Annotated in this window: 39 protein-coding genes and 1 pseudogene; 2 read left to right on the top strand and 38 right to left on the bottom strand. The window is 65.7% G+C overall.

The genetic code is table 11. The features are described from left to right. Positions 1-43: 43 nt before the first annotated feature. The 6 genes from ASE61_RS12545 to crcB all read right to left on the bottom strand — a co-directional run bounded on the left by ASE61_RS12545 (position 44) and on the right by crcB (position 6,178). Entirely contained in the window at positions 44-2,044 is a 2,001-nt protein-coding gene (locus tag ASE61_RS12545; protein WP_061967401.1) for an acetyl/propionyl/methylcrotonyl-CoA carboxylase subunit alpha, read from the bottom strand. Positions 2,045-2,300: 256 nt separating this feature from the next. Continuing rightward, on the bottom strand, positions 2,301-2,750 hold the full coding sequence (locus tag ASE61_RS12540) for a hypothetical protein (RefSeq protein ID WP_113585097.1): 450 nt from the start codon (positions 2,748-2,750) through the stop codon (positions 2,301-2,303). 415 nt (positions 2,751-3,165) lie between these two features. Further along, positions 3,166-3,843, bottom strand: a complete 678-nt coding sequence (locus tag ASE61_RS12535) for an HAD-IA family hydrolase (protein WP_061967397.1) — start codon at positions 3,841-3,843, stop codon at positions 3,166-3,168. Positions 3,844-3,917: 74 nt separating this feature from the next. Then, on the bottom strand, positions 3,918-4,256 hold the full coding sequence (locus ASE61_RS12530; protein ID WP_156407079.1) for a hypothetical protein: 339 nt from the start codon (positions 4,254-4,256) through the stop codon (positions 3,918-3,920). 255 nt (positions 4,257-4,511) lie between these two features. Then, a complete protein-coding gene (locus ASE61_RS12525; protein ID WP_061967394.1) occupies positions 4,512-5,765 on the bottom strand; it encodes an RluA family pseudouridine synthase in 1,254 nt (417 codons plus the stop codon). Continuing rightward, entirely contained in the window at positions 5,762-6,178 is a 417-nt protein-coding gene (gene crcB, locus ASE61_RS12520) for a fluoride efflux transporter CrcB (RefSeq protein WP_320409875.1), read from the bottom strand. Before crcB ends, ASE61_RS12525 begins: the two co-directional genes overlap by 4 nt. 94 nt (positions 6,179-6,272) lie before the next feature. Between crcB and ASE61_RS12515 the strand changes: the two genes are divergently transcribed. Continuing rightward, positions 6,273-6,623 (top strand): hypothetical protein, encoded by a 351-nt coding sequence (locus ASE61_RS12515; protein WP_061967392.1) that lies wholly within the window; start codon positions 6,273-6,275, stop codon positions 6,621-6,623. A 7-nt stretch (positions 6,624-6,630) separates the two neighbouring features. On the opposite strand, the gene ASE61_RS12510 is transcribed toward ASE61_RS12515, so the two are convergent. From ASE61_RS12510 to ASE61_RS12500, 3 genes are read right to left on the bottom strand one after another with little or no spacing between them, the layout of a single operon-like run. Next, entirely contained in the window at positions 6,631-6,810 is a 180-nt protein-coding gene (locus ASE61_RS12510; protein ID WP_061967390.1) for a hypothetical protein, read from the bottom strand. A 2-nt stretch (positions 6,811-6,812) separates the two neighbouring features. Then, the gene (locus tag ASE61_RS12505) at positions 6,813-8,120 is read right to left on the bottom strand and encodes a replication-associated recombination protein A (protein WP_061967389.1); all 1,308 of its coding nucleotides are present in this window, start codon (positions 8,118-8,120) and stop codon (positions 6,813-6,815) included. Next, complete coding sequence (locus ASE61_RS12500) at positions 8,117-9,553, bottom strand: Do family serine endopeptidase (protein ID WP_061967387.1); 1,437 nt, start codon at positions 9,551-9,553, stop codon at positions 8,117-8,119. The genes ASE61_RS12505 and ASE61_RS12500 overlap by 4 nt, the downstream gene beginning before the upstream one ends. A gap of 147 nt (positions 9,554-9,700) precedes the next feature. Here ASE61_RS12500 and ASE61_RS12495 point away from each other — a divergent pair, with 147 nt between their 5' ends. Next, on the top strand, positions 9,701-10,120 hold the full coding sequence (locus ASE61_RS12495) for a BLUF domain-containing protein (RefSeq protein ID WP_061967386.1): 420 nt from the start codon (positions 9,701-9,703) through the stop codon (positions 10,118-10,120). Between the two features lie 69 nt (positions 10,121-10,189). Here the strand turns inward: ASE61_RS12495 and rplQ are convergent, their stop codons facing one another. From rplQ to ASE61_RS25955, 29 genes and pseudogenes are all read right to left on the bottom strand, one after another. Then, a complete protein-coding gene (gene rplQ, locus ASE61_RS12490) occupies positions 10,190-10,606 on the bottom strand; it encodes a 50S ribosomal protein L17 (protein ID WP_061967384.1) in 417 nt (138 codons plus the stop codon). A 114-nt stretch (positions 10,607-10,720) separates the two neighbouring features. After that, entirely contained in the window at positions 10,721-11,737 is a 1,017-nt protein-coding gene (locus tag ASE61_RS12485; protein ID WP_061967382.1) for a DNA-directed RNA polymerase subunit alpha, read from the bottom strand. A 91-nt stretch (positions 11,738-11,828) separates the two neighbouring features. Next, positions 11,829-12,218, bottom strand: coding sequence for a 30S ribosomal protein S11 (rpsK, locus tag ASE61_RS12480; protein WP_043237079.1), 390 nt, complete (start codon positions 12,216-12,218; stop codon positions 11,829-11,831). A gap of 115 nt (positions 12,219-12,333) precedes the next feature. Beyond that, positions 12,334-12,702, bottom strand: a complete 369-nt coding sequence (gene rpsM, locus ASE61_RS12475; protein WP_061967380.1) for a 30S ribosomal protein S13 — start codon at positions 12,700-12,702, stop codon at positions 12,334-12,336. A 350-nt stretch (positions 12,703-13,052) separates the two neighbouring features. Then, the gene (locus tag ASE61_RS12470; protein WP_061967378.1) at positions 13,053-14,252 is read right to left on the bottom strand and encodes an ABC transporter substrate-binding protein; all 1,200 of its coding nucleotides are present in this window, start codon (positions 14,250-14,252) and stop codon (positions 13,053-13,055) included. Positions 14,253-14,489: 237 nt separating this feature from the next. Beyond that, positions 14,490-15,083: an adenylate kinase gene (locus ASE61_RS12465; RefSeq protein ID WP_061967376.1), complete on the bottom strand. Its 594-nt coding sequence runs from the start codon at positions 15,081-15,083 to the stop codon at positions 14,490-14,492. Between the two features lies 1 nt (position 15,084). Beyond that, complete coding sequence (secY, locus tag ASE61_RS12460; protein WP_061967375.1) at positions 15,085-16,422, bottom strand: preprotein translocase subunit SecY; 1,338 nt, start codon at positions 16,420-16,422, stop codon at positions 15,085-15,087. Positions 16,423-16,578: 156 nt separating this feature from the next. Beyond that, entirely contained in the window at positions 16,579-17,055 is a 477-nt protein-coding gene (gene rplO / locus ASE61_RS12455; RefSeq protein WP_061967373.1) for a 50S ribosomal protein L15, read from the bottom strand. A gap of 12 nt (positions 17,056-17,067) precedes the next feature. Further along, positions 17,068-17,262, bottom strand: coding sequence for a 50S ribosomal protein L30 (gene rpmD, locus ASE61_RS12450; RefSeq protein ID WP_061967372.1), 195 nt, complete (start codon positions 17,260-17,262; stop codon positions 17,068-17,070). A 10-nt stretch (positions 17,263-17,272) separates the two neighbouring features. After that, positions 17,273-17,836: a 30S ribosomal protein S5 gene (gene rpsE, locus ASE61_RS12445; protein WP_061967370.1), complete on the bottom strand. Its 564-nt coding sequence runs from the start codon at positions 17,834-17,836 to the stop codon at positions 17,273-17,275. Between the two features lie 142 nt (positions 17,837-17,978). Next, positions 17,979-18,341 (bottom strand): 50S ribosomal protein L18, encoded by a 363-nt coding sequence (rplR, locus tag ASE61_RS12440; protein WP_061967368.1) that lies wholly within the window; start codon positions 18,339-18,341, stop codon positions 17,979-17,981. 11 nt (positions 18,342-18,352) lie between these two features. After that, the gene (gene rplF, locus ASE61_RS12435; RefSeq protein WP_061967366.1) at positions 18,353-18,886 is read right to left on the bottom strand and encodes a 50S ribosomal protein L6; all 534 of its coding nucleotides are present in this window, start codon (positions 18,884-18,886) and stop codon (positions 18,353-18,355) included. 38 nt (positions 18,887-18,924) lie between these two features. Next, the gene (gene rpsH, locus ASE61_RS12430) at positions 18,925-19,323 is read right to left on the bottom strand and encodes a 30S ribosomal protein S8 (RefSeq protein WP_061967365.1); all 399 of its coding nucleotides are present in this window, start codon (positions 19,321-19,323) and stop codon (positions 18,925-18,927) included. Positions 19,324-19,337: 14 nt separating this feature from the next. Further along, positions 19,338-19,643: a 30S ribosomal protein S14 gene (gene rpsN / locus ASE61_RS12425; RefSeq protein WP_061967363.1), complete on the bottom strand. Its 306-nt coding sequence runs from the start codon at positions 19,641-19,643 to the stop codon at positions 19,338-19,340. 36 nt (positions 19,644-19,679) lie between these two features. Beyond that, positions 19,680-20,246, bottom strand: coding sequence for a 50S ribosomal protein L5 (gene rplE, locus ASE61_RS12420; protein WP_061967361.1), 567 nt, complete (start codon positions 20,244-20,246; stop codon positions 19,680-19,682). Next, complete coding sequence (gene rplX / locus ASE61_RS12415) at positions 20,239-20,556, bottom strand: 50S ribosomal protein L24 (RefSeq protein WP_061967359.1); 318 nt, start codon at positions 20,554-20,556, stop codon at positions 20,239-20,241. The genes rplE and rplX overlap by 8 nt, the downstream gene beginning before the upstream one ends. Next, positions 20,556-20,924, bottom strand: a complete 369-nt coding sequence (gene rplN / locus ASE61_RS12410; protein ID WP_038365406.1) for a 50S ribosomal protein L14 — start codon at positions 20,922-20,924, stop codon at positions 20,556-20,558. The genes rplX and rplN overlap by 1 nt, the downstream gene beginning before the upstream one ends. 209 nt (positions 20,925-21,133) lie before the next feature. Continuing rightward, the gene (rpsQ, locus tag ASE61_RS12405; protein ID WP_061967358.1) at positions 21,134-21,376 is read right to left on the bottom strand and encodes a 30S ribosomal protein S17; all 243 of its coding nucleotides are present in this window, start codon (positions 21,374-21,376) and stop codon (positions 21,134-21,136) included. A gap of 10 nt (positions 21,377-21,386) precedes the next feature. Beyond that, positions 21,387-21,599: a 50S ribosomal protein L29 gene (rpmC, locus tag ASE61_RS12400; protein WP_061967356.1), complete on the bottom strand. Its 213-nt coding sequence runs from the start codon at positions 21,597-21,599 to the stop codon at positions 21,387-21,389. A gap of 11 nt (positions 21,600-21,610) precedes the next feature. Continuing rightward, the gene (rplP, locus tag ASE61_RS12395; protein WP_038365403.1) at positions 21,611-22,024 is read right to left on the bottom strand and encodes a 50S ribosomal protein L16; all 414 of its coding nucleotides are present in this window, start codon (positions 22,022-22,024) and stop codon (positions 21,611-21,613) included. An 18-nt stretch (positions 22,025-22,042) separates the two neighbouring features. After that, positions 22,043-22,768, bottom strand: a complete 726-nt coding sequence (rpsC, locus tag ASE61_RS12390) for a 30S ribosomal protein S3 (RefSeq protein WP_061967354.1) — start codon at positions 22,766-22,768, stop codon at positions 22,043-22,045. A 10-nt stretch (positions 22,769-22,778) separates the two neighbouring features. Then, complete coding sequence (gene rplV / locus ASE61_RS12385; protein WP_061967352.1) at positions 22,779-23,162, bottom strand: 50S ribosomal protein L22; 384 nt, start codon at positions 23,160-23,162, stop codon at positions 22,779-22,781. Between the two features lie 3 nt (positions 23,163-23,165). Next, on the bottom strand, positions 23,166-23,444 hold the full coding sequence (gene rpsS / locus ASE61_RS12380) for a 30S ribosomal protein S19 (protein ID WP_061967350.1): 279 nt from the start codon (positions 23,442-23,444) through the stop codon (positions 23,166-23,168). Between the two features lie 8 nt (positions 23,445-23,452). Continuing rightward, entirely contained in the window at positions 23,453-24,295 is an 843-nt protein-coding gene (gene rplB, locus ASE61_RS12375; protein ID WP_061967349.1) for a 50S ribosomal protein L2, read from the bottom strand. A 10-nt stretch (positions 24,296-24,305) separates the two neighbouring features. Next, entirely contained in the window at positions 24,306-24,617 is a 312-nt protein-coding gene (locus ASE61_RS12370) for a 50S ribosomal protein L23 (protein WP_047582026.1), read from the bottom strand. Beyond that, on the bottom strand, positions 24,614-25,234 hold the full coding sequence (gene rplD, locus ASE61_RS12365) for a 50S ribosomal protein L4 (RefSeq protein WP_061967347.1): 621 nt from the start codon (positions 25,232-25,234) through the stop codon (positions 24,614-24,616). Before rplD ends, ASE61_RS12370 begins: the two co-directional genes overlap by 4 nt. Then, positions 25,234-25,962, bottom strand: coding sequence for a 50S ribosomal protein L3 (rplC, locus tag ASE61_RS12360; protein ID WP_061967345.1), 729 nt, complete (start codon positions 25,960-25,962; stop codon positions 25,234-25,236). Before rplC ends, rplD begins: the two co-directional genes overlap by 1 nt. Before the next feature lie 69 nt (positions 25,963-26,031). Then, positions 26,032-26,340, bottom strand: coding sequence for a 30S ribosomal protein S10 (gene rpsJ / locus ASE61_RS12355; RefSeq protein ID WP_043237115.1), 309 nt, complete (start codon positions 26,338-26,340; stop codon positions 26,032-26,034). 69 nt (positions 26,341-26,409) lie between these two features. Beyond that, a pseudogene (locus ASE61_RS25955) lies at positions 26,410-26,512 on the bottom strand (elongation factor Tu); the annotation flags it as partial.

Genomic DNA, 26,512 nt, shown 5'->3' with positions numbered 1-26,512 from the left:
CTCCTCAACCGCTTCGTGTCCCCCGGATAGCGGAGGGAGGCTCTCAGGCGAATTCCATGATGACGGCATCGACCGCGAGCGAGTCGCCTTCCTTCGCCAGGATCTTGGCGATGGTGACGTCCTTCTCGGCGCGCAGCACGTTCTCCATCTTCATCGCCTCGACCATGGCGAGCGGCTCGCCAGCCTTGACCTCCTGGCCCACGGCAACCGAAATCGCCTTGACCAGGCCCGGCATCGGGCAGAGCAGGAACTTGCCGGTATCGGCCGCGACCTTCTCCGGCATCAGCGCGGCGAGCTCGGCCTCGCGCTGCGTGTAGACATGGGCATTGGCATAGGCCCCGGCATGGCCGAGCGCGACGCCGTTCAGGATCGGCCGGACCTGCGCCGCGACCTTCACCCCGTCCAGCGTGCCATGCCAGACCGGCTCGCCCAGCACCCACTCGCTGACGACGCTGACGCTGCGGCCCGCGAAGGCGATGGCGACTGCCTCGCCCTGCTCCGTCACCTCACCCTCGAAGCGCTCAGCGCCGAGCTGGACGATGCGCAAACGGTCGAAGGAAACCTTGCGCCAGCCTTCCATCTGCGCCGAGACATGGCGCTTGCGCTGGTTCATGCGGTGGTCGCAGGCGATCGCGATCGCCGCCATGCGCTGCGCGGTTTCGCCCTGCGGCACCGGCAGCGAGAAGCCCTCGGGAAACTCCTCCGCGATGAATCCGGTCGAGAGATTGCCGGCGATCCAGCGCGGATGCTGCATCACCGCCGCGACGAAGGGGATATTGTGGCGGATGCCATCGATGGCGAAAGCATCGAGCGCCCGCGCCTGTGCCTTGATCGCCGCCTCGCGGGTCGGCGCATGGGTCACGAGCTTCGCGATCATCGGGTCGTAATAGATCGAGATCTCGCCGCCCTCGAAGACGCCGGTGTCGTTGCGCACAACCGCTTCGCCATCCGGCCCCTCGCTCGGCGGCCGATAGGTCACGAGCCGGCCGGTCGAAGGCAGGAAGTTGCGGGTCGGGTCCTCGGCATAGACACGACTTTCCACCGCCCAGCCGTCGAGCTTCACATCCGCCTGCGAAATCGCGAGCTTCTCGCCATAGGCGACCCGGATCATCTGCTCGACGAGGTCGATGCCGGTGATCATCTCGGTCACCGGGTGCTCGACCTGCAGGCGCGTGTTCATCTCCAGGAAGTAGAAGGACTTGTCCTGGCCTGCGACGAACTCGACCGTACCGGCGGAGTCGTAGTTCACCGCCTTGGCCAGTGCGACAGCCTGCTCGCCCATCTTCCGGCGGGTCGCCTCGTCGAGCAGCGGCGACGGCGCCTCCTCCAGCACCTTCTGATTGCGGCGCTGGATCGAGCATTCGCGCTCGCCGAGATAGATGACGTTGCCGTGCTTGTCGCCGAGGACCTGGATTTCGATATGGCGGGGATCGACGATGAACTTCTCGACGAAAACGCGATCATCGCCGAAGGAGGACGCCGCTTCCGACTTGGCGCGAGCAAAACCCTCAGCCACCTCGCCTGAAGAATGGGCGATGCGCATGCCCTTGCCGCCGCCGCCGGCCGAGGCCTTGATCATCACGGGATAGCCGATCTCGTCGGCGATCTCCACCGCATGCTCGGGGCTCTCGATGATGCCGAGGAAGCCCGGAACGGTCGAAACCTTCGCGGCGGCCGCCGCCTTCTTCGATTCGATCTTGTCGCCCATCGCGGCAATGGCGCCGGGATTGGGGCCGATGAAGACGATGCCGTTGTCCTTGAGCGCCTGGGCGAAGGCCTCGCGCTCGGAGAGAAAGCCGTAGCCCGGATGCACGGCCTGCGCCCCGGTTGCCTTGCAGGCGTCGATGATCTTGTCGATCAGGAGATAGGACTGCGCTGCGGGCGCGGCGCCGATATGCACGGCCTCATCCGCCATCTCGACATGCAGCGCATCGCGATCCGCATCCGAATAGACGGCGACCGTCTTGATGCCCATGCGCCGCGCCGTCTTGATGACACGGCAGGCGATTTCGCCGCGGTTCGCGATCAGGATCTTCGAGAACATGCGCGGACCACCCCAGCTTCAGACCAGACTGCAATAGCCGGGGTGTATGGGACGCCGCAACTGCCGTCCACCGATGCGAAAGTCGGCAGCCCGCCAGATCGTTGTGCACGGATGCGCAGACCCGGCATCCTGCCCTTGTGAAGGAAGTGTCGAGCCGACGCCGTCATGCCCGGGCCTGCCCCGGGCATCTCTCGCAAGAAGCGCTTACCTTCTCCCGTCCAGGACTCTCGAGCCAAGCCGGAGAATGGCGCCGGGTTCAGCTCGCGAGCAGGACGCGCGGCGCGGCACCGATGCCGAAGCGAACCACATCCTTCGCCGCCCCCTTGGCGAAGGCGAAGGCGAGCAGCGTCTCATCGCAATGCTCGGCTTCGCGGGCAATCTCGTTGGCGATGCGCTGGGCGGTGGCGGTCGGCCCCTCGCCGGCGGAGAGCGTCGTCACCAGCCAATGCGCCTTGTCGCGGTCGATCACGCCGGTGGGACGGTTTTCCCAGACGGCGAAGTCGACAACCAGCGCCACGAGGTAATCTGCATAGGCCTTGCAGCTTTGCGGCACGGCCCGGTCGAGCGCGACCAGAACATCGACGATATCCCGCGTGACGACGACGTCGTTCAAGATGTTGCGCTGAAGCATCTTGACGTCTTCTTCGTCGATCGCGCGACGATCCATCACGCGATCGACGAATTCACGAAGCTCATGACCCATCATGTTCGAACCCCTGTCCGGCGTTGTTTTGTGCCGGTACGTTCCTGTTGTGGGAACACCATGAACCCGGTCCCCGCATCAGGTGGTTAACGCGCAAATCTGAACGGATATTCAGGTTAAACGGAACTGAGTCGACTTGGTTGCGAGGGTGTTACTGCGGGTGGCGCAGGCGCGGCAAAGAGCGGCCCTCAGCCCGTGTCGGCGGCAAGGGCGCCGGATGATATCGCCGCTGCGAAATCATGCAGGCGAACACGGACAAGGCCCAATTGGGTGAAGACATTCTGTGACGCAGACGCGGCCTGGAGATCAATCGCCTCCGGCCGGAACCACCCTTGTCATTCCAGGACTCGCGCCGCTGGCGCGCCCCGGAATGACAAAGGCTGCGCCGGGAAACCACGGCGATCCGCTGTGGATGGCCCTACGCCGCCACAGCCTTCGGCAATCCGAGCGCCGTCGGCAGCTCCGGGAACGCGCGCAACACATGCCGGGCACCGAGCGCGACGAGGCTCTCGACCGGCTGGAACCCCCACGAGACGGCGACAGGCACGACGCCGGCGGCAACCGCCATCTCGATGTCGAAAGAGCTGTCGCCGACCATCGCGGTGCGCTCCGGCGCCGCACCGGTCTCCGCCATCGCCCGCTGGATCATGCCGGGATGGGGCTTCGAGGGAGCATCGTCAGCCGACTGCACCGTATCGAACAGGCCCTGCCAGCCATGCCGGGCGACGATGAACTCCGCCCCCTTGCGCGACTTTCCGGTGGCGATGCCGAGCTTCAGCCCGCCATGGCGCCTCAGCTCGGCCAGCGTCTCGGCGACGCCCGCGAAGAGCGGCTCGTCCAGCGACGGATCGGTCTCGGCCTGCACACGCATCGCGCTGAAGACCTGGCGATAGGTCTCGGTCAGCACATCGTCGGGCTCGGCCAGCCCGGCAAGCCGCGCCATCGCGATGTCGAGCGTCAGCCCGACGATGCCGAGACCAGCTTCACGCCCGGGATGAACCCGTCCGCAGCGCCTGAAAGTCTCGTATTGCGCGCCGAGGATGATCGCCTCGGAATTGATCAGCGTGCCGTCGAGATCGAAGATGATGAGATCCATGCCGGGGCTTTATCCCGGATTGCCGAGGCAATCCACTGCAAGCCCGTCATGGCATCATACCGCGCGTGAGCGGCTCAGCCCCTGGCTTCGCGGGCGCAGGCATCGACCGCCTTGCGCAGATCGGCGCCATCGAGCCCCTTGGCACGCGCCTCCTTGCGGCATTCGGAGCGCTGGGCGAGATCCGGCCGCTTGCCGTTGAAGCAGGCGGTCAATGCCGCGATGCGTTCCGGGCCCTGCAGCTTGCGACCGTCGGCCTCTTCCTTGCAGGCGGCCCGCGCCGCCACCGCCGTCGGTTTGCCGTCGCGCGTGAGACCATCATGGGCATAGAGCTGCACGCCCGGGAACTTGCCCTGCATGCAGATGCGCATCGCCGCGCGCAAATCCGCGCCGGCGAGCGCGATATTCTCGGACACGCAATCCTGCCGGGCCTTCGCCCGCTCGGCGCGAGGGATCGGCTCATCCGCCGACGCGGCGACGGCAGCCGGCGCGGGTGCCGTCGCCGGCGCGGTGGTCTGCGCCTAGGCGGCTCCCGCAAGACCGAGAACAAAGCTGAAAACGATCAAAACCGAACGCATGGTCAGCCCTCCGATGACGAGAACATAGTTAGAACAGAAAGCGTTTTGTTCCGCAACTGTTCTCTGACGTTTCGTCACCGCCTGGGAGAGGCCTCACTCGTCCGGCGCCTCGACGATCGGATCGTAGGGCGCGTCATCGAAGCCGAGCAGGTTCCAGCTCTGGCGCATATGCGGCGGCAGCGGCGCGCTGACGTCGATCGTGCCCTTGCCGCGCGGATGCGGCAGCACGATCCGCCGCGCCAGCAGGTGCAGCTTGTTCTGGATGCCGCCGGGCAATTCCCAGTTCTGGATGTTGAAATATTTGGGGTCGCCGATGATCGGGTGGCCGATATGGGCGGCGTGGGCGCGCAGCTGGTGGGTGCGCCCGGTCACCGGCTTGAGCGACAGCCAGCCGAGCTTCTGCGCCGCCGTCTCGACCACCGCGTAATAGGTGACGGCGTGCATCGCGCCGTCCTCGCCATGCTTGGCGACGGCCATGCGCTGGTCGCCGTCATAGGCCTCCTCGCGGGCGAGATAGGTCGAGATCCGGCCCTGGCGCACGCGCGGCACGCCCGCCACCAGCGCCCAGTAGACCTTGCGGGCCGAGCGCGAGCGGAAGGTCTTGGCCAGCGTCGCCGCCGCGAAGCGCGACTTGGCGATGACGAGGCAGCCGGCGGTGTCCTTGTCGAGACGGTGGACGAGGCGGGGCTTCTGGCCGCTCTTGTCGGTCAGCACCTCGAGCATCTGGTCGACATGCCGCGTCGTGCCGGAACCACCCTGCACGGCAAGGCCAGCCGGCTTGTTGAGGACGATGACGTCGTCATCCTCGTAAAGCGTGATCGAACGCAGGAATTCGACCGTGTCGGTATCCGCCTTGAGCGAGCGCGGGCGCTGCTCCTGCGGCTCGAGCTTGAGCGGCGGGATGCGCACCGTCTGGCCTTCTTCGAGCCGATCCTTGCTGTCGGCGCGCTTGCCGTTGACGCGCAATTCGCCCTTCCGGACGATGCGCTGGATATGGCTGAAGGAGAGCTGCGGGAAACGCGCCTCGAGGAAGCGGTCGATCCGCATCTCGTTCTCGTCCGGCGTCACCACGAGCTGCTGCACGCCGGTCGAGAGCACCTCGGAGGTCTCGGCCTTGACCTGGGCGCGGGTCGGCTTGGGGGCCTCCTCCACCGGCCGCGGGCGCGGAGAGCGCTGCACGCGCTCCTCGCCGGCAGCCGGACGCGCGGCTGCCCTGCGCCGGGCATCATGGCTCGGCCGCTTGCCGCGCGGAGCCCCCGCGGATGGCGACTTGCCACCGCGCCCGGAGCCGCCGGGGCCCTTGCCGCCAGCGCCCTTGTTACCGGGACCTTTGCCGCCCGTCTTCATGACATGCTCCGCATCATCGCGAGGCCACCGAGCAGCGCCGCCAGCGACAGCACGACCGAGCCGATCACATAGGTGGCCGCCAGCATCATCTCGCCCCGCTCCCAGAGCAGGACGGCATCGAGCGAGAAGGCCGAGAAGGTGGTGAAGCCGCCGAGCACGCCGGTGGCGAGGAAGAGCCGCAGGTCATGCGGCACGCCCTCGCCGGCACGGAAGGCGAACCAGCCGGCGACGAGCCCCATCAGGGCCGAGCCGATGATGTTGATGGCCATGGTCCCGTAGGGAAAGCCCATGCCGAACCAGCGCGGCGAGACGACATTGATGCCGTGGCGCAGGGCGCCGCCGATGCCGGCGCCGATAAAAACGAAAGCGGTGGAGATCATCGTTGTGGAATAGAGCGCACGATCGCCTTGCACAAACGAAATCCGCCGCAATTGCACGGCTCGGTGCAGCCGAGCAGGAAGCCCGGCGTCAGGAATAGGCCCGGCAGGAACGATGGGAACGGCAAGGATGCGTCTTCAGCTTCGGATCGGCGGCGCAGGGCTGCTTGCCGCCATGGTCATCCTCGGCAGCGCGGGCGCCTTCGCCCAGCAGAGCGGCAGCACGGGCACCGACTGGCCGACGGAAAAATGCAACCGCTACAGGAAGGCCTATGACCAGTCGCTGGCGCGCCTCGGCAAGAAGGGCCTGGGCGCGGAATTCCTCGCCAGCCACGACGCCTTCCTCGCCTCGAACTGCCAGGCCCGTGCCGAGGTCTGCGCCCGCAGCAAGGAGGAGCTCGAGCTTGCCAACCGGCTCGTCGTGATGGCGATGAACAGCGGCATGTCCAGCACCTTCCTGCCGTTCAATTGCCGCAACTGAGCCCGGCTCAACGCTGGCGGCGCTGCCGCAGCCGGGGATGCACGTACAGCTCGAAGGCGATGGTCAGCACGATGAAGACGAGCGCAATGGCGAAGGCCACGACCCAATAGGAGACATCGTCCTTCGAGACGAACCAGCCCGCGATCACCGAGGGCACGATCATGAACAGGCGCGCCAGCAAGAACATCTCTACTCCCCCCGCTCCTGCCGGAGCTTCTCCCAATATTCCAGCCGCTTGCGGATCTCGCGCTCGAAACCGCGCTCGGGCGGATCGTAGAAGCGCTGGCGGCCCAGCACATCCGGCCAGTAGTTCTGCCCGGAGAAGGCATCGGGCTGGTCGTGGTCATAGGCATAGTCGGCGCCGTAGCCCTCCTCGCGCATCAGCTTGGTCGGCGCGTTGAGGATGGTCTTGGGCGGCGTCAGGGAGCCCCGCTCCTTCGCCACCCGCACGGCAGCCTTGTAAGCCATATAGGCCGCGTTCGATTTCGGTGCGGTCGCCAGATAGATCACGCAATTAGCCAGCGCGAGCTCGCCCTCGGGCGTGCCGAGCTGCTCATAGGTCTGCGCCGCGGCGCGGGCATGCAGCAGCGCCTGCGGATCGGCGAGGCCGATATCCTCGACCGCCATCCGCACCAGCCGCCGTGCCAGGAAACGCGGGTCCTCGCCGGCATCGAGCATGCGCGCGAAATAGTAGAGCGCCGCATCGGGATCGGAGCCGCGGATCGTCTTGTGCAGGGCGGAGATCAGGTTGTAGTGGCCGTCCTGCGCCTTGTCGTAGATCGGCGCGCGACGCTGAATCACGTCCGAGAGGCCGTGCTCGTCGAGGATTTCGCCGGGTTTCGCCGCCCGCCAGATCTCCTCGGCCAGCGTCAGCACGGCGCGTCCGTCGCCATCGGCGAAGCGCGCCAGCGCCAATCGCGCCTCCGGCGTCAGCGGCAGTTCCCGGCTTTCCAGGACCTCGGCCCGGCCGAGCAGGAAGAGCAGCGAGCCCTCGTCCAGCGACTTGAAGGTCAGGACGCGCGCCCGCGACAGCAGCGCCGCATTGAGCGCGAAGGACGGGTTCTCGGTGGTCGCGCCGATCAGCGTGATCGTGCCGTCTTCCATGACCGGCAGGAAGGCATCGAGCTGGGCGCGGTTGAAGCGGTGAATCTCGTCGACGAAGAGCAACGTGCCCCGGCCGCCCAAACGGCGCCCGCGCGCCGCCTCGAACACCTTCTTGAGATCGGCGACGCCCGAGAAGATCGCGCTGATCTGCTCGAAGCCGAGATCGACCAGCCCGGCGAGCAGCCGGGCGACCGTCGTCTTGCCGGTACCCGGCGGACCCCAGAAGATCAGGCTGCCGATCGTACCGGAGGCGACGAGCCGCGTCAGCGCCCCGTCCGGCCCGGTCAGATGCTCCTGGCCCGCGACCTCGGCGAGCGTCGTCGGGCGCAGGCGGTCGGCAAGCGGCCGCGGGCCGGACTTGTCCAGCCCCGAGGCTGAGAACAGGTCGCTCACCCCGGGAAGACCGAGGTGATCGTCTGGCCGTTGCGGGTGATCGTCACCTCCCAGGCGCGCCTGCGATCCTTGAGGATCGTCTCGACCTCACGCGACGTGGTCATCGCCTCGCCGTTCAGCGCCTTGATGATGTCGCCCTTCTGGAAGCCGACATTGGCCGCGGTGCTGCCCTCCTCGACCTCGCTGACGACGACGCCTTCATTGCCGGTGTCGATCGAGAGTTCCTCGGCCAGCGCCGGAGACATGTTGCCGACGGTCAGGCCGGCAAGCGGCGAACGGCTCGTCAGCTTCACCATGTCGCGCGGCCGGGTCTCGGGCGCAGCGATGAGCTTCACGGGGATCGAGATGCGCTTGCCGCTGCGCAGCACGCTGAGCATCGTCGTGCCGCCGATCGGCCGGGTGGCGAAGCGGTAGCCGAAGGATTCGGGATCGTCGACATTGACGCCATCGACCGAAAGGATGACGTCCGAGCGCTTCAGGCCCGCCTGGTCGGCCGGCCCCTTCTCGACGACGCTGGCGACGACCGAGCCCGCCGGCCGGTCGAGCCCGAGCCCGTCCGCGACCTCGGCCGTGAGGCTCTGCAGCCGCGCCCCGAACCAGGGACGCTTGACCGTCTTGACGCCGGCCTTGGCGCTGTCGACGACGAGGCGCACCATCGCCGAGGGAATGGCGAAGCCGATGCCGACGCTGCCGCCCGAGCGCGAATAGATCGCGGTGTTGATGCCGACGACGCGGCCCTTCATGTCGATCAGCGCGCCGCCCGAATTGCCGGGATTGATCGCCGCATCGGTCTGGATGAAGGATTGCGCATCGCCGACGCCGATCTGCGTGCGCGCCAGCGCTGAGACGATGCCCTGAGTCACCGTCTGGCCGACGCCGAAGGGGTTGCCCATCGCCAGCACGATGTCGCCGACCTGGAGTTCGTCGGTATCGGCGAGCGCGATCGCGGTCAGGTTTTTCGCGTCGGCGAGCTTGAGCACGGCAAGATCGGTGCGCGGATCGCGCAGCAGGATCGTGGCCTCGACCTCGCGCTTGTCGGCGAAGGCGACCTTCACCTCGCTCATGTTCTCGATGACGTGGTTGTTGGTCACCACGAGCCCGGCGCCGGCATCGACGATCACGCCGGAGCCGAGCGAGCGCTGCACCCGCTCGCGCGGTACGCCGAAGCCGCCATCGCCGAAGAAGCGGCGGAAGAACGGGTCGTCCATGAAGGGGTTCTGCGGGCGCTTCTCGACGCGCGCGCCATAGACGTTCACGACCGCAGCCTGCGTCTGCTTGACCAGTGGCGCGAAGGAGAGCGTCACCTGCTCGCGGGTCTCAGGCACCTGCCGCTGCTGGGCAAGCGCCGGCCACGGCGCGACGCTGGCCAGCAGAGCGCCCGCCAGGGCAGCCGCGGCCAAGGTCTTCCGATAGGGTGCGGGGCGGTGGATCATGCTCGTCCTCGTTCAGAAACAAAAAGCGCCGGCGCGGAGTTTTCCGTTCAGGCGTGGCACCCGCTATACCCGTGTAACGCCCTGCGGTTCCCGCAGCGGCATCTCCCAACCCGATATGGCCATTTCTGGCCGGATAGGAAGAGCAGGATGAGCCTGATTCGGCTTGTGTACGCCAGCGAGAGCCGGCTCGTCGACGCCAATCGCCGTGCGGAGCTGGACAGGATCCTGACAAGCGCCCGCCGCTTCAACGACCAGAACGGCATCACCGGCTTCCTGTTGGCGACGGAGAAGGCCTTCGCGCAGGTGCTGGAAGGATCGCGGGACAACGTGGCCGAAACCTATGGCCGGATCGTGATGGACCCGCGCCACACAGCCTTTCGGGTGCTTTCGGAAGAACCGATCGTCGCCCGCTCCTTCGCCGGCTGGGCGATGGGCATCGCCGAGCGCGACGAGACCACCAGCTTCATCTTCGGCCTGTATGGGGTGACACCCGAAGCCGACCTCCATGCCCAGCCGCTGGAGATCCTCGTCGACCTCGCCGGGGAGCTCGCCGGACGGCCCGCCTAAGGACTGCACAACCAAAGAAAAAGGCGGCCCCGAAGGACCGCCTTTTCCAATTCAGTCAGGGGAAGCCGATCAGGCGGCTTCGTCTTCCGCCGTGAAGACCGGGCCCGAATCCTTGCCCTTGGCATCGACGTCGCGGTCGACGAACTCGATGATCGCCATCGGGGCGTTGTCGCCGAAGCGGAAGCCCGCCTTCATGATGCGGAGATAGCCGCCGTTGCGCTCCTTGTAGCGCGGGCCGAGGACCGCGAAGAGCTTGCCGACCAGCTCGACATCCTTGATCTGCGCGATCGCCTGACGGCGGGCGTGCAGGTCGCCGCGCTTGCCGAGGGTGATCAGCTTCTCGACGACCGGACGCAGGTCCTTGGCCTTCGGCAGCGTGGTGGTGATCTGCTCGTGCTTGATCAGGGCCTGAGCCATGTTGGCGAACATCGCCTGGCGATGCTCGGCCGAGCGGTTGAAACGACGACCGCGGAAACCGTGACGCATTGTTTGGCTCCTTCGTTGCTTACGGCCGCCGTGCCACGGTACGGCCGTTCCTTATGCTCCGGCTGGGACCAGCCGGGCGGGGTTGGCGCGGGATGCCTCCCGCGCCGTTGAGGCTCAGTAGTGCTCTTCGAAGCGCTTGGCCAGCTCTTCGATGTTCTCCGGCGGCCAGCCCTGGACGTCCATGCCCAGGTGCAGACCCATGGTCGCCAGCACTTCCTTGATCTCGTTCAGCGACTTGCGGCCGAAGTTCGGGGTGCGCAGCATCTCGCCCTCGGACTTCTGGATGAGGTCGCCGATATAGACGATGTTGTCGTTCTTCAGGCAGTTCGCCGAGCGGACCGAAAGCTCGAGCTCGTCAACCTTCTTGAGCAGCGCCGGGTTGAAGGGCAGCTGCGGCGCGGTCGAGACGGCCTCTTCCTTGCGCGGCTCCTCGAAGGTGATGAACACCGCGAGCTGGTCCTGCAGAATGCGGGCGGCGAGCGCCAGCGCGTCCTCGGGGGTGACCGAGCCGTTGGTCTCGATCGCCAGCGTCAGCGAGTCCTTGTCGAGGTTCTGGCCCTCACGGGTGTTCTCGACGCGGTAGGAAACCTTCTTGACCGGCGAGTACAGGCTGTCGACCGGGATCAGGCCGATCGGCGCGTCCTCGGGACGGTTCTGCTCGGCCGGGACATAGCCCTTGCCGGTGTTGACCGTGAACTCCATGCGGATCTCGGCCCCGTCGTCCAGCGTGCAGAGCACGAGGTCGGGGTTCAGGATCGCCACGTCGCCGATGGTGTTGATGTCGCCGGCGGTGACGGTGCCCGGGCCGGACTTGCGCAGCGTCATGCGCTTGGGGCCCTCGCCCTGCATCTTGACCGCGATGGCCTTGATGTTGAGGACGATGTCGGTGACGTCCTCACGGACGCCCGGGATCGAGGAGAACTCGTGGAGAACGCCGTCGATCTGGACGGCGGTCACGGCCGCGCCCTGGAGCGACGACAGCAGCACGCGACGGAGCGCATTGCCGAGCGTCATGCCGAAGCCGCGCTCGAGCGGACGCGCAACCACAGTCGCCTGACGCTTCGGGTCGTCTCCGACCTTCACTTCGAGCTTGTTCGGCTTGGAAAGATCCTGCCAGTTCTTGCTGATCACGACCGCACTCCTGGTGCTGAATTCATCTGGCGGCCACCGCCGCCCCGGACAGGCGCCCGCCCCTGCGGGCGCCTCATGCAATGGTCAGACGTCAGACGCGACGGCGCTTGCGCGGACGGCAACCATTGTGCGGGATCGGCGTCACGTCGCGGATCGAGGTCACGGTGAAGCCCGCGGCCTGGAGAGCGCGAAGAGCCGACTCGCGGCCCGAACCCGGACCGGTCACCTCGACCTCGAGGGTGCGCATGCCGTGCTCGGCAGCCTTGCGGGCGGCATCCTCGGCGGCGACCTGGGCGGCATAGGGGGTCGACTTGCGCGAGCCCTTGAAGCCCATCGTGCCGGCCGACGACCACGAGATCGTGTTGCCCTGCGCGTCGGTGATGGTGATCATGGTGTTGTTGAACGAGGCGTTCACATGCGCGACGCCGGAGACGATGTTCTTGCGTTCGCGACGACGGACGCGCTGGGCTTCCTTGGCCATATCTCTTCTTCCATCCTTCAGGCGCGCCCGTCATGCCAGGCGCTGGGGATGCCGGCGGCCCGTAAGCGGACCGTCCGGCGTATAGACAGCGGGCCGACTTAGCGGCCCACTGAGATCACTTCTTCTTGCCGGCGATCGGCTTCGCCTTGCCCTTGCGGGTGCGGGCGTTGGTGTGCGTGCGCTGGCCGCGGACCGGCAGCGAGCGACGATGACGCAGGCCGCGGTAGCAGCCGAGGTCCATCAGGCGCTTGATGTTCATCGAGACTTCGCGGCGCAGATCGCCCTCGACGAGGTAGTCGCGGTCGATCGTCTCGCGGATCTGCAGGACTTCGGCGTCGGTCAGCTGGTTGACGCGACGCTCGGCAGCGATGCCGACCTTCTCGCAGATCTCCTGGGCCTTGGACGCGCCAATGCCGTGGATGTACTGCAGGCCGATGACGACGCGCTTGCCGGTGGGAATGTTGACGCCCGCGATACGAGCCATGGTCTCATCTCCATGTCGGCCGAAGCACCCGATGGCACCCCGGCGGTGGGAAAAAATCCTGCGTCCGGTGGAGGCCGGCTCATGCAGGACGTTGAACGGCTCCACGCGATAATGCGACGTCGTCCCTTCTCGCGAAGGCAACGGCATCGCTCCCATGAAACCGGATTGCGGCTCGTTAACGGGTTGGGCGCAACGAGTCAACCCGTCGCAACCAAGAAACATGCCAAGGCCGGCGAAGTGGCCGAAGCGCTGCGAGGTCAAGGCGGTAGCCGCGATTGCTATATAAGGGCCCCGTCATTCCAGGCAAGCGGCGGAACCGCGCCCGGAACGACGGACTCAAGCGAGAACCCTCACTTCTTCACCAGGCTGCACTTGCTCTCCGAGAGCGGCGCGATGATCTCGGCCGCCGGGATCTTGCGGACGACCTTGAAGTAATCCCACGGCGCCTTCGAATCGGCGGGCTTCTTCACCTCGACCAGCAGCATGTCGTTCATCAGCCGGCCATCCTCGCGGATCTTGGCGCCCGGCGCATAGAAATCGTCGACCGGCATCTCCTTCATCTTCGCCGCGACCGCAGGGCCCGCTGCCGTACCGGCCGCCTTCACCGCCTTGAGGTAGTGCAGCACCGAGGAATAGACGCTGGCCTGGATCATGCCGGGCATCTTCTTGGTCTTCGCCATGTAGCGGTCGGCGAAGGCGCGGCTCGGCTTGTCGGCGTCATGATAGTAGGCGGTGGTCGTAATCAGCCCCTTGGCCTTGTCGAGCCCGAGCCCGTGGACGTCGCTCAGCACCACGACCATCGCCGCGAGCTTCTGGCCGCCATCGACCAGGCCGAACTCGCCGGCCTGCTTGATCGAGTTGATCGTGTCCGTGCCGGCATTGGCGAAGGCGACGATCTTGGCCTTCGAGGCCTGCGCCTGCAGCAGGAAGGAGGAGAAGTCCGGCGTTCCGAGCGGCGCGCGCACCGTGCCCAGCGTCTTGCCGCCATTGGCCTTCACGATCGACTCGATATCGGCGGTGAGCTGATGGCCGAAGGCATAGTCGGCGGCGATGATGTACCAGCTGTCGCCGCCCTCGCGCAGGACCGACAGCGCCGTGCCCTTGGCCGAGGTCGCCGTGTCGAAGGTCCACATGAAGCCGGTCGGCGAGCAATCCTCGTTGAACAGCCGCGTCGTCGCCGGGCCGTTATAGAGGGCGATCTTCTGCTTTTCCTTGGCGATGCCGGCCACCCCCAGTGCAACGGCGGAGTTGGTGAGGTCCGCGATCGCGGTGACGCCGTCCACATCATACCAGCGCCGGGCCAGCCCGACGGCGATATCCGGCTTGTTCTGATGATCGGCCGCGACGATCTCGATCGACTTGCCCAGCACCGAGCCGCCGAAATCCTCGATCGCCATCTTCGCAGCCTCGACCGAGCCGAGACCGCCGAATTCGGCATAGTTGCCCGACTGGTCGTTGAGGATGCCGATCTTCACCGCATCCTGCGCCCGCGCCGCCGCCGGCATCAGCGCCAGCGTGCTCGCGACCAGCAATGCACCAAACCTCGTCATGCGCCTGCTCCCTGTCCTGCATCCGGACCCGGAAAGGCGCTTCGCCACCTGGTCGACGGACGCTTGCCACCGCTTTGCGCGGATTGGGTCTCAGCACATCCGCCGGGGGTAAGCCTGTCAACGCACGGGTGGAGCGAGAAAAGGCAAAGGCAATCCCGCAAAAGCGCACCGCGGAAATGAAAAACCCGGCCGGACCGCAAGGTCCGCCCGGGTTCAAACTTGTTCGCCTAGGAGCGCTCAGCCCTGCGCCGCCACCGAAAGCGCGTCGCTGATCGCCCGCGAGACGTCGTCGATCGGCTGCATGCCGTCGATCGCGGTCAGCTGGCCACGCTTGTCGTAATAGGGCGCAACCACCGCCGTATCGCGGTTATAGGCCTCGAGCCGGGTCTTGAAGACCTCCGGATCGTCATCCTTGCGCACCGGCTGCCCCGCCGCCCTCGCCTCCTCGGCGCGGCGGACGATGCGGTCGACAAGCTTGGTCTGGTCGACCCGGAGCTCGAGCACGGCATCGAGCTTCAGGCCCTTGCCGTCCAGCATCTTGTCCAGCGCCTCGGCCTGCGCCAGCGTCCGCGGAAAGCCGTCGAGGATGAAGCCTTTCCTGGCGTCGGCCTCTTCGATGCGGTCGGCGACGATGCCGATGACGATCTCGTCCGAGACCAGCCCGCCTGCATCCATCACGGCCTTGGCCTTCTGGCCGACCGGCGTGCCGGCGGCGACGGCCGCACGCAGCATGTCGCCGGTCGAGAGTTGCGGAATGCCGTGCTTCGCGACGATGCGCGCCGCCTGAGTGCCCTTACCCGCCCCCGGCGGCCCCAGGAAAATCAACCGCATCTTATCTCCGCGCTCCTCGCAACTTGGCCTTCTTGACCAGCCCTTCGTACTGATGGGCCAGCAGGTGCCCGTGAACTTGCGCCACGGTGTCCATCGTCGTCGTCACCACGATGAGCAGCGAGGTGCCGCCCAGAAGGATGATCGGAATCTGAGCATAGGTGATCATGAACTCGGGGATAAGGCAGACAATCGTCAAATATCCTGCGCCGAGAACGGTGATGCGGGTGAGGATGCGATCGATATGCTCGGCGGTCCGCTCGCCCGGGCGGATACCCGGCATGAAGCCGCCATGCTTCTTGAGATTGTCCGCCGTCTCCACCGGATTGAACACGATCGCGGTGTAGAAGAAGCAGAAGAAGATGATCAGCGCGGCGTAGAGGATCATGAACGCCGGCCGGCCATGCGCCAGATAGGTCGCCATCGTCGACAGGAAGCCGGTGCCGCCCGAGGCCTGCGAGAAGCTCGCGACGGTGGTCGGCAGCAGCAGCAGGGACGAGGCGAAGATCGGCGGGATGACGCCCGAGGTGTTGAGCTTCAGCGGCAGGAACGAGGTCTGGCCCTCGTACATGCGGTTGCCGACCTGGCGCTTCGGATAGTTGATCAGCAGGCGGCGCTGGGCGCGCTCCATGAACACGCAGAAGGCGATGACGCAGATCGCCATCACGAGCACGCCGAGCAGCAGGCCGGTCGAGATCGCGCCCTGGCGGCCGAGTTCGAAGGTCTGCGCGAGCTGCGATGGGAATTCCGCGATGATGCCCGCGAAGATGATCATCGAGGTGCCGTTGCCGATGCCGCGGCTGGTGATCTGCTCACCCAGCCAGAGCAGGAACATCGTGCCGCCGACGAGCGTGATCGTGGTCGAGAGCAGGAAGAACGGCCCGGGTTCGAGCACAAGGTTACCCGAACCCTGGAGACCCACGCCGATCGCGTAAGCCTGGAATACGGCCAGCACGAGGGTCAGGTAGCGGGTGTACTGGTTCAGGGTCTTGCGACCCTGCTCGCCTTCCTTCTTCAGCGCCTCGAAAGTCGGCACAACGCTCGAGAGCAGCTGCACGATGATCGAGGCCGAGATGTAGGGCATGATCGCCAGTGCGAAGATCGCGAGACGCCCGACGGCACCGCCAGAGAACATGTTGAACATGCCGAGCATGCCGGACTGGGTCTGGCGGAACAGGTCGGCCACCGCGTCCGGGTTCATGCCCGGCAGCGGGATATAGGTACCAAGCCGGTAGATGACGAGCGCGCCCAGCGTGAACCAGATTCGCTTCTTGAGTTCATCCGCCTTGGCGAAGGCCCCGAAATTGAGGTTCGCCGCAAGCTGTTCAGCCGCCGATGCCATGCGTCCGGTCCCTGGGTCTCAAACTGGTCGTTGAAGCACAACTGCCAACGCACGCGTGCGTGCTGTCTGCGGATTCGTGCCTTGCGTCAAACAGTCAAACGGCGGCCAAGGCGCTGGGCCCGGCCGCCGTTCGCAAACGTCATGTAGGCGTTCGGATCACGCCTGTGAAGCGGCAGCCAGAATCTTGACCGAACCGCCAGCCTTCTCGATCGCAGCCACGGCCGACTTGGACGCGCCGTAGACCTCGAAAGCGAGCTTGGTCTTGAGCTCGCCGACGCCGAGAATCTTGACGCCGTCCTTGGCCTGACGGGTGATGACACCGGCGGCGACGAGCGCCTCGATGGTCACAGCGCCCTTGGCGTCGAGCTTGCCGGCTTCCACTGCCTGCTGGATGCGGCCGAGGTTCACCTCGTTCAGATCCTTGGCGAACAGGTTGTGGAAACCGCGCTTCGGCAGGCGACGATACAGCGGCATCTGGCCGCCTTCGAAGCCCTTGATGGCGACGCCGGCGCGCGAGGTCTGACCCTTCACGCCGCGACCACCGGTCTTGCCCTTGCCGGAGCCAATGCCACGGCCGACGCGCATGCGCTGCTTCAGAGCGCCTTCGTTGTCACGGATATCATTGAGTTTCATGTGACGCCCTCCTCACTTCGCGTCGACGACGCGGACGAGGTGCTTGACCTTCTCGACCATGCCACGCACCGCGGGGGTGTCCTGGAGGGTCGAGCGGCGGCGGATCTTGTTCAGGCCGAGACCGATCAGGGTCTGGCGCTGGGTGGCCTCGCGGCGGATCGGCGAACCGATCTGCTCGATGGTGAAGGTCTTCTCAGCCTTTGCCATGATACCCCCCTCACGCTTCCGCGGCCGCATCCGTGCCGGCATCGCGGCGACGGGTCTGCAGGGCCGAAACCTTGAGCGAACGACGCGCCGCGACCGAACGCGGGCTGTCTTCGTTCTTCAGCGCGTCGAACGTGGCGCGCACGAGGTTGTACGGGTTGGAGGAGCCGAGCGACTTCGACACGACGTCCTGCATGCCGACCGCCTCGAAGACGGCGCGCATCGGGCCGCCGGCGATGATGCCGGTACCAGCCGGAGCCGCACGCAGCACGACCTTGCCGGCGCCATGGCGGCCCTGCACGTCGTGATGGAGGGTGCGGCCCTCGCGCAGCGGGATGCGGACGAGGCCGCGCTTGGCGGCTTCCGTCGCCTTGCGGATCGCCTCGGGAACTTCACGGGCCTTGCCGTGGCCGAAGCCGACGCGGCCCTTCTGGTCGCCGACGACGACAAGCGCGGCGAAGCCGAAGCGACGCCCGCCCTTCACCACCTTGGCGACGCGGTTGATGTGGACGAGCTTGTCCACGAACTCGGAAACTTCCGCTTCCCGGTCCCTACGCTCACGCGGCTCTCTAGCCATGTCTGTCCTCTTACTTGCGCGGACGAGGATCGAAGCCCCGCCGCTCGCTCGAGCCTAACCCCGTGCGTCATTGCGCGGGGAAGCCTAAAACGGATGCCGCCCGGCCGGCGCGAAACGCCTTGCCGGGCGAAACCCGATAACCTCAGAAGCTGAGGCCGCCCTCGCGGGCTGCATCGGCCAGCGCCTTGACGCGGCCATGGTACATGTACGGGCCACGGTCGAAGACCACATCCGTCACGCCGGCCTTGACCGCGCGCTCGGCAACGATCTTGCCGATCTGGGTGGCGGCTTCGACATTCGCGCCGGACTTGATCTGCTCGCGCACATCCTTGTCCCGCGACGAGGCGGAAGCGAGGGTGACCCCCTTCACGTCGTCGATGACCTGGGCGTAGATCTGCTTGCCGGTGCGATGCACCGACAGGCGCGGGCGACCATTGGCAACCGCCTTGATCGCGCGGCGGACGCGGGCCTTGCGGCGCGCAGTCACATCGTTCTGCTTGCTCATGGCTGGCGTCCTTACTTCTTCTTGCCTTCCTTGCGGAAGATGAATTCGCCGGCGTACTTGACGCCCTTGCCCTTGTAGGGCTCGGGGCCGCGATAGTCGCGGATTTCCGCGGCGGTCTGGCCGACGATCTGCTTGTCGATGCCGACGACGACGATTTCCGTCGGCTTCGGCGTGGTGATCGCGACGCCTTCCGGGATGGCGTAGTCGATGTCGTGGCTATAGCCCAGCGACAGCTTCAGCACCTTGCCGTTGACCGCGGCCTTGTAGCCGACGCCGTTGATCTCGAGGCGCTTCTCGAAACCGGCGGTGGTGCCGATCACGAGGTTGTTGATGCGGGCACGCGAGGTGCCCCAGAGCGCACGGGCGCGCTTTGACTGCGAACGCGGCTGGACCGCGATCGCACCGTCCTCCATGGCAACCGAGACGTCCTCGGGAACCGTGAAGGAGAGCTCGCCCTTCGAGCCCTTGATCTTGACCAGCTGGCCGGTGACCGAGGCAGTGACGCCCGCGGGAACCGAAACCGGCTTCTTACCGATACGAGACATTTGGATCTCTCCTGAAAGTGAGCGGGGCGCCTGTAAGGTCAGAAGACCTTGCAGAGCACTTCGCCGCCCACGTTCTGCTCGCGGGCCACATGATCGGCCATCACGCCACGCGGCGTCGAGACGATCGTCACGCCAAGGCCATCGGCCACGCGCGGCATTGTCTCGACCGACGAGTAGACGCGGCGGCCGGGCTTCGAAACACGGGAGATCGACCGGATGACCGGCAGGCCCTCGTGATACTTCAGCTCGATGTCGAACTCCGTCCGGCCGTTGCCGAACTCGGTCTGGCTGTAGCCGCGGATGTAACCCTCGGACTGCAGCACGTCGAGCACGCGGGCGCGCAGCTTCGAGCCGGGGGTGGAAACGCGGGACTTGCGACGCATCTGCGCATTGCGGATGCGGGTCAGCATATCGCCGAGCGGATCAATGATTGCCATTGTTCCAGTCCTCCTTACCAGCTCGATTTCACGAGGCCGGGAACCAGCCCCTTGTTGCCGAGCTCACGCAGCGCGATACGCGACATCTTGAGCTTGCGATAAACCGCGCGCGGGCGGCCCGTCACTTCGCAACGGTTGCGAACGCGGATCTTGGCCGAGTTGCGCGGCAGTTCGGCCAGCTTCAGGCGAGCGAGAAAGCGCTCGTCCATGGGCTGGTTGTCGTCATTGGCGATCGCGAGAAGGCGAGCCCGGCGGCCGGCGAATTTCTTCACCAGCTTCCTGCGGCGCTCGTTGTTCTCGACGGAGCTTTTCTTAGCCATCGATCTCTCCTGGTTTCCGCGTATGAACGCTTAGGTTCACTGCCGGAACGGGAAGTTGAAGTGCTTGAGCAGGGCGCGTGCCTCGTCGTCCGACTTCGCAGTCGTGCAGACGATGACGTCCATACCCAGGACCTGGTCGACCTTGTCGTAGTTGATCTCAGGGAACACGATGTGCTCCTTGATCCCGAGCGCGAAATTGCCGCGCCCGTCGAACGACTTCGGGTTGAGGCCCCGGAAGTCGCGCACGCGCGGCAAGGCGATGGTGACGAGCCGGTCGACGAACTCGAACATCTTGGTCTTGCGCAGCGTGACCTTGCAGCCAACCGCCATGTTCTCGCGCAGCTTGAAGCCGGCGATGGCGAGGCGGGACTTGGTGATGACCGGCTTCTGGCCGGCGATCATGGCGAGATCCGCGGCAGCGACGTCGACCTTCTTACGGTCCGCAGTCGCTTCGCCAACGCCCATGTTGATGACGATCTTCTCGATCGTCGGCACTTCCATGACGTTCTTGTAGCCGAATTCGGCGATCATCGCGGGACGGACGACGTCCTCGTAATGCTTCTTCATACGCGGCGAGAGAGCCGCCTGCTGAGCCTCAGCCATCGATCAGATCCCCCGAACGCTTGGCAAAACGAACCTTGCGGCCGTCATCGAGCACCTTGAAACCGACGCGGGTGGCCTGGCCATCCTTCGGATCGGCAACAGCGATGTTCGACAGGTCGATCGTCGCTTCCTTGCTGATGATGCCGCCCTCGGACTGCGCGGACTGCTTGGTGTGACGCTTCACCAGGTTGACGCCGCGAACGACCGCACGGCCGTCCTTCGGCAGGACCTGGAGCACTTCACCCGACTTGCCCTTGTCGCGACCAGCGAGCACGACGACCTTGTCGCCCTTCTTGATCTTAGCAGCCATCACAGCACCTCCGGCGCCAGCGAGATGATCTTCATGTGGTTCTTGGCGCGCAGCTCGCGCGGAACCGGTCCGAAGATACGCGTGCCGACCGGCTCCTTCTGGTTGTTGATCAGCACCGCCGCATTGCGGTCGAAGCGGATCACCGAACCGTCCTGGCGCTTGACGTCCTTGGCGGTGCGAACGACGACCGCCTTCATGACGTCGCCCTTCTTCACGCGACCGCGCGGGATGGCTTCCTTGATCGAGACGACAATGATGTCGCCGATGCGGGCATAGCGCCGCTTCGACCCGCCGAGAACCTTGATGCACATCACGCGACGGGCGCCGGAATTGTCGGCGACGTCGAGATTCGTCTGCACCTGGATCATGGCCTTGATCCTTCCAATCTGTGTATCAGCGCGGTTTCCCGGCCAGCCTCAGCGCTGGCGGGGACTACGACTGACGGGGGTCGATCGCCCCCTGGCCTCAAAACAAAACACGATCCGCAAAAGTGGGAACCACTCTTGCGGAGAAACATGCCCGGCTTCTTTCCTGCCGCGCCCGCCCCTGATTCGGGGCCGGGCGAAGCCGTCTCGAATCACGCCTTGGGGGCGTCCTCGAGCACAACCCAGCTTTTCAGCTTGGAAATCGGCTTGGACTCCTCGATCCAGACCGTGTCGCCGACCTTGAACGCACCCACTTCGTCATGGGCGTGATAGTTCTTCGTGCGGCGCACCGTCTTCTTGAGGAGCGGGTGCGTATAACGCCGCTCGACCTTGACCACAACAGTTTTGTTCTGCTTGTCGCTGACGACGACGCCCTGCAGTACGCGCTTAGGCATTATTCTCTCCTCACGCGCTCGCTGCGACGGTCTTCGACCGCTGCAGCGTCTTGATGCGGGCGATGTCCTTGCGCACTTCGGTGACGCGCGCGGTGTTCTCGAGCTGGCCGGTCGCCTTCTGGAAGCGCAGGTTGAACTGCTCCTTCTTCAGCTTGAGCAGCTCGTCCTGGAGCTGGTCCGTGCTCATGGCCTTCAGGTCGGACTGACGCTGTGCAATTTTCATATTGTCCTCCCTTACTCGGCGATGCGCTGAATGAAGCGGGTCTTGATCGGCAGCTTGGCGGCGCCGAGGCGGAGCGCCTCGCGGGCGATCTCCTCGGACACGCCGTCGAGCTCGAACATGATCCGGCCCGGCTTGACCTTGGCCGCCCAGAACTCGGGCGAACCCTTGCCCTTACCCATGCGGACTTCGGTCGGCTTCTTCGAAACCGGCACGTCCGGGAAGATGCGGATCCAGACACGGCCGACGCGCTTCATGGCGCGGGTGATCGCGCGGCGGGCCGCCTCGATCTGCCGGGCGGTGACGCGCTCGGGTTCCTGGGCCTTCAGGCCGAACTGGCCGAAGTTGAGATCCGTGCCGCCCTTGGCGACGCCGGAGATGCGTCCCTTGAACTGCTTGCGGAACTTGGTGCGTTTTGGTTGCAGCATGGCTCTTCTCGATCAGCCTTACGCAGCCTGCTCACGACGATCGCGATGGTCGCGATCACGGCCGCCTGAGCGGCCGCCCTCGTCGGAGAGGCGCTTGTCCTGGGCCATCGGGTCATGTTCCAGGATCTCGCCCTTGAAGATCCAGACCTTGATGCCGCACGTCCCGTAGGTCGTGAAAGCGGTGGCGACGCCGTAATCGACGTCGGCGCGCAGCGTATGCAGCGGCACGCGGCCCTCACGATACCATTCGAGGCGGGCGATCTCGGCGCCGCCGAGGCGGCCCGAGCAGTTGATGCGGATGCCTTCGGCACCGAGACGCATCGCCGACTGAACGGCGCGCTTCATGGCGCGACGGAAGGCGACGCGGCGCTCGAGCTGCTGGGCGATCGAGTCGGCGACGAGCGTCGCGTCGATCTCGGGCTTGCGCACCTCGACGATGTTGATCGTCACGTCGGCCTTGGTGAGCTTCGAGACTTCCTTGCGGAGCTTCTCGATGTCAGCGCCCTTCTTGCCGATCACCACGCCCGGACGGGCCGAGTGAATGGTGACGCGGCACTTCCGGTGCGGACGCTCGATGATGATCTTCGAGACGGCGGCCTGCTTCAACAGCTTCATGAGGGCGGCGCGGATGGCCATGTCCTCATGCAGAAGCTGGCCGTACTCGCCCTTGGCCGCGAACCAACGCGAGTCCCAGGTGCGGTTGATGCCGAGGCGAAGGCCGATCGGATTGATTTTCTGACCCATCGTTCTCTCCTCAGGCCTTGGCCGCAGCGACTTCGCGCACGATGATCGTGATGTTCGCGAAGGGCTTCAGGATGCGGGCGCCACGACCACGGGCACGAGCGTGGAAACGCTTCATGACGAGGGCCTTGCCGACGAAGGCCTGTGCCACGACGAGATCATCGACGTCGAGATCATGATTGTTCTCGGCGTTGGCGATCGCGCTCTGCAGGCACTTGCGCACGTCGAGCGAGATCCGCTTGCGCGAGAACTCGAGATCGGCGAGCGCGGTCGAGACCTTCTTGCCACGGATCAGCTGGGCGACGAGGTTCAGCTTCTGCGGCGAGACGCGAAGGTTGCGAGCGATCGCAGTGGCTTCGTTCTCGGGCAGCGCACGGGGGGCTGATGCTTTACCCATGGCTTACTTCCTCTTCGCCTTCTTGTCGGCAGCGTGGCCGTGGAAGGTGCGCGTCGGCGAGAACTCGCCGAACTTGTGGCCCACCATCTCCTCGGACACGGACACCGGCACATGCTTGTGACCGTTGTAGACGCCGAACGTCAGACCGACGAACTGCGGCAGGATCGTGGAGCGACGGCTCCAGATCTTGATAACTTCACTACGGCTCGAGGTCCTGGCGACCTCGGCCTTCTTCAGGAGGTATCCGTCGACGAACGGACCTTTCCAAAGCGAACGCGCCATGACGGACCTCAGTTCTTCTTCTTGCGGGCGTGACGGCTCGACACGATGAACGTATCGGTCCGCTTGTTCGAGCGGGTCTTCTTGCCCTTGGTCGGCAGACCCCAGGGCGTAACCGGATGGCGACCACCCGACGTCCGGCCTTCACCACCACCATGCGGGTGGTCGACCGGGTTCATCGAGACGCCGCGGTTATGCGGACGGCGGCCGAGCCAGCGCGAGCGACCGGCCTTGCCGTCGTTCCGGTTCATGTGATCCGGATTCGAGACGGCGCCGACCGTGGCGTAGCACTGGCCGGAGATCAGGCGCTGCTCGCCCGAGTTCAGGCGAACGATGACGTAGCCCTGGTCGCGGCCGACGATCTGGGCGTAGTTGCCGGCCGAACGGGCCAGAGCGCCACCCTTGCCGATCTTCAGCTCGACATTGTGGACGATCGTGCCGATCGGCAGCGAGCCCATCGGAGCCGCGTTGCCGGGCTTCACGTCGACCGAGTCACCGGCAACCACCGTGTCGCCGACAGCCAGGCGCTGCGGCGCCAGGATGTAGGCCTGCTCGCCGTCCTGATACTTGATCAGGGCGATGAAGGCGGTGCGGTTCGGATCGTATTCGAGCCGCTCGACGGTCGCCGGGATGCCGGTCTTGCCGCGACGCTTGAAGTCGACGAGGCGCAGCGTGCGCTTGTGACCACCGCCGCGGAAGCGGACGGTGATGCGACCGGTGTTGTTGCGGCCGCCCGAGGACGAAAGGCCCTCGGTCAGCGCCTTGACCGGCTTGCCCTTGTAGAGCTCGCTGCGGTCGACGATCACGAGCTGGCGAAGGCTCGGCGTGATCGGCTTGAAATGTTTCAAAGCCATGATGATTCCCTCACAGGCCCGTGGTCACGTCGATGGAGTGGCCCTCTTCGAGGGTCACGACCGCCTTCTTGACGTCCGAACGCTGGCCGGGACGGCCACGGAACATCTTGACCTTGCCCTCGGTGACGATCGTGTTGACGCTCTTGACCTTGACGTCGAAGAGCTTCTCGATCGCCGCCTTGATCTGCGGCTTCGTTGCGGTCTTGGCAACCTTGAAGACGACCTTGTTGTGCTCGGAGAGCATCGTCGCCTTCTCGGTGATGACCGGCGCCACGATCACATCGTAGTGGCGCGGGTCGAGGTTCTTGGCGGACTGGCTCATTTGAAGCGCGCCTCCAGCGCATCGACGGCCGCGCGCGTCAGGACAAGCTTGTCGCGACGCAGGATGTCGTAAACGTTGATGCCCTGGACCGGCAGCACGTCGACGTTCGGGATCGAGCGAGCGGCCAGGCCGAAATTGGTGTCGATCTCGGCGCCGCCGATGATCAGCGCGCTCGACAGGTCGAGCTTGCCGAAATGGCCGAGCAGCACCTTGGTCTTCGGCTCGGAAAGCGTGGCATCGTCGATCACGATGATGCCGGCATCCTTGGCCTTGGCCGAGAGAGCGTGACGCAGGGCCAGCGCACGGACCTTCTTGGGAAGATCATGACCGTGGTCGCGCAGGACCGGGCCGAAGGCCTTGCCGCCGCCGCGGAACTGCGGAGCCGAAGCCGCGCCGTGGCGAGCGCCGCCGGTGCCCTTCTGCTTGTAGATCTTCTTGCGGGTGCGATCGACTTCCGAGCGGCCCTTGGACTTGTGAGTCCCGGCGCGACGCTTGGCGAGCTGATAGCGGACCATGCGGGCGAGCAGATCGGCGCGCGGCTCCAGGCCGAACACCTCATCCGACAGCTCGACCGAACCGGCCGACTTGCCCTCAAGAGTGGTGATATCGAACTTCATCACGCGTTCTCCTCAGCCTGGGCCGCAGGAGCCTCATCCGCCTTGGCCTCGCCGGAAACCTTGAACTTGCCCGGCAGCGGCGCATCCTTCGGCAGGGCGCGCTTGACGGCGTCACGGACATGGATCCAGCCGCCGGCGACGCCGGGAACGGCGCCCTCGACGAGGATCAGGCCGCGCTCGACATCCGTCTGGACGACGCGCAGGTTCTGCGTGGTCACGCGCTCGGCACCGAGATGGCCCGGCATCTTCTTGTTCTTGAAGGTCTTGCCCGGGTCCTGACGGCCACCGGTCGAACCGATCGAACGATGCGAGACCGACACGCCGTGCGTGGCGCGCAGACCGCCGAAGTTCCAGCGCTTCATACCGCCGGCGAAGCCCTTGCCGGTGGTGGTGCCGGAGACGTCGACGAACTGGCCGACGACGAAGTGGTCCGCGGTCAGCTCGGCGCCGACGGGGATCAGCGCGTCGTTGCTGACGCGGAACTCGACCACCTTGCGCTTCGGCTCGACCTTGGCGACCGCGAAATGACCGCGCTCGGCCTTCGAGACATTCTTCACCTTCGCCGTGCCGGAGCCCAGCTGCACGGCCGCATAGCCGTTCTTCTCGATCGTGCGATGCGCGACGACCTGGCAGTTGTCGAGCTTCAGCACGGTGACCGGGATGTGTTCGCCGGCATCCGTGAAGATGCGGGTCATCCCGACTTTCTGTGCAATCACACCGGAACGCATCGGTGCATACCTTCCTTTGGGGTCATGTCCATCCGGAAGAACCGGAAACAGAGGACCCGTTTAATCGGATCAGAGCTTGATTTCGACGTCGACGCCGGCGGCGAGATCGAGCTTCATGAGGGCGTCGACCGTCTGGGGGGTCGGGTCGACGATGTCGAGAACCCGCTTGTGGGTCCGCATCTCGAACTGCTCGCGCGACTTCTTGTCGATGTGGGGCGAGCGGTTGACGGTGAACTTCTCGATGAGCGTGGGCAGCGGAATCGGTCCGCGGACCTGGGCGCCCGTCCGCTTCGCGGTCGACACGATCTCGCGCGTCGAAGCGTCGAGGATACGGTGGTCGAACGCCTTGAGGCGGATCCGAATGTTCTGACCGTTCATGGTCTTAGTTCTCCGTGACGTGAGAAAAGGCAAAGGCCCCGAAGGGCCCCTGCCCCTCACGCAAACGCGTTACGCGATGATCGATGCGACGACGCCGGCGCCGACGGTGCGGCCGCCTTCGCGGATGGCGAAGCGCAGCTTCTCTTCCATCGCGATCGGGGCGATCAGCGTC

Origin of the sequence: Allobosea sp. Root670 (assembly GCF_001429415.1) — a bacterium.
In the GTDB taxonomy this organism is placed as follows: Bacteria; Pseudomonadota; Alphaproteobacteria; order Rhizobiales; family Beijerinckiaceae; genus Allobosea; species Allobosea robiniae.
The sequence above is the reverse complement of the archived record's forward strand: the minus strand, read 5'-3'. Positions and strand labels throughout refer to the sequence as shown.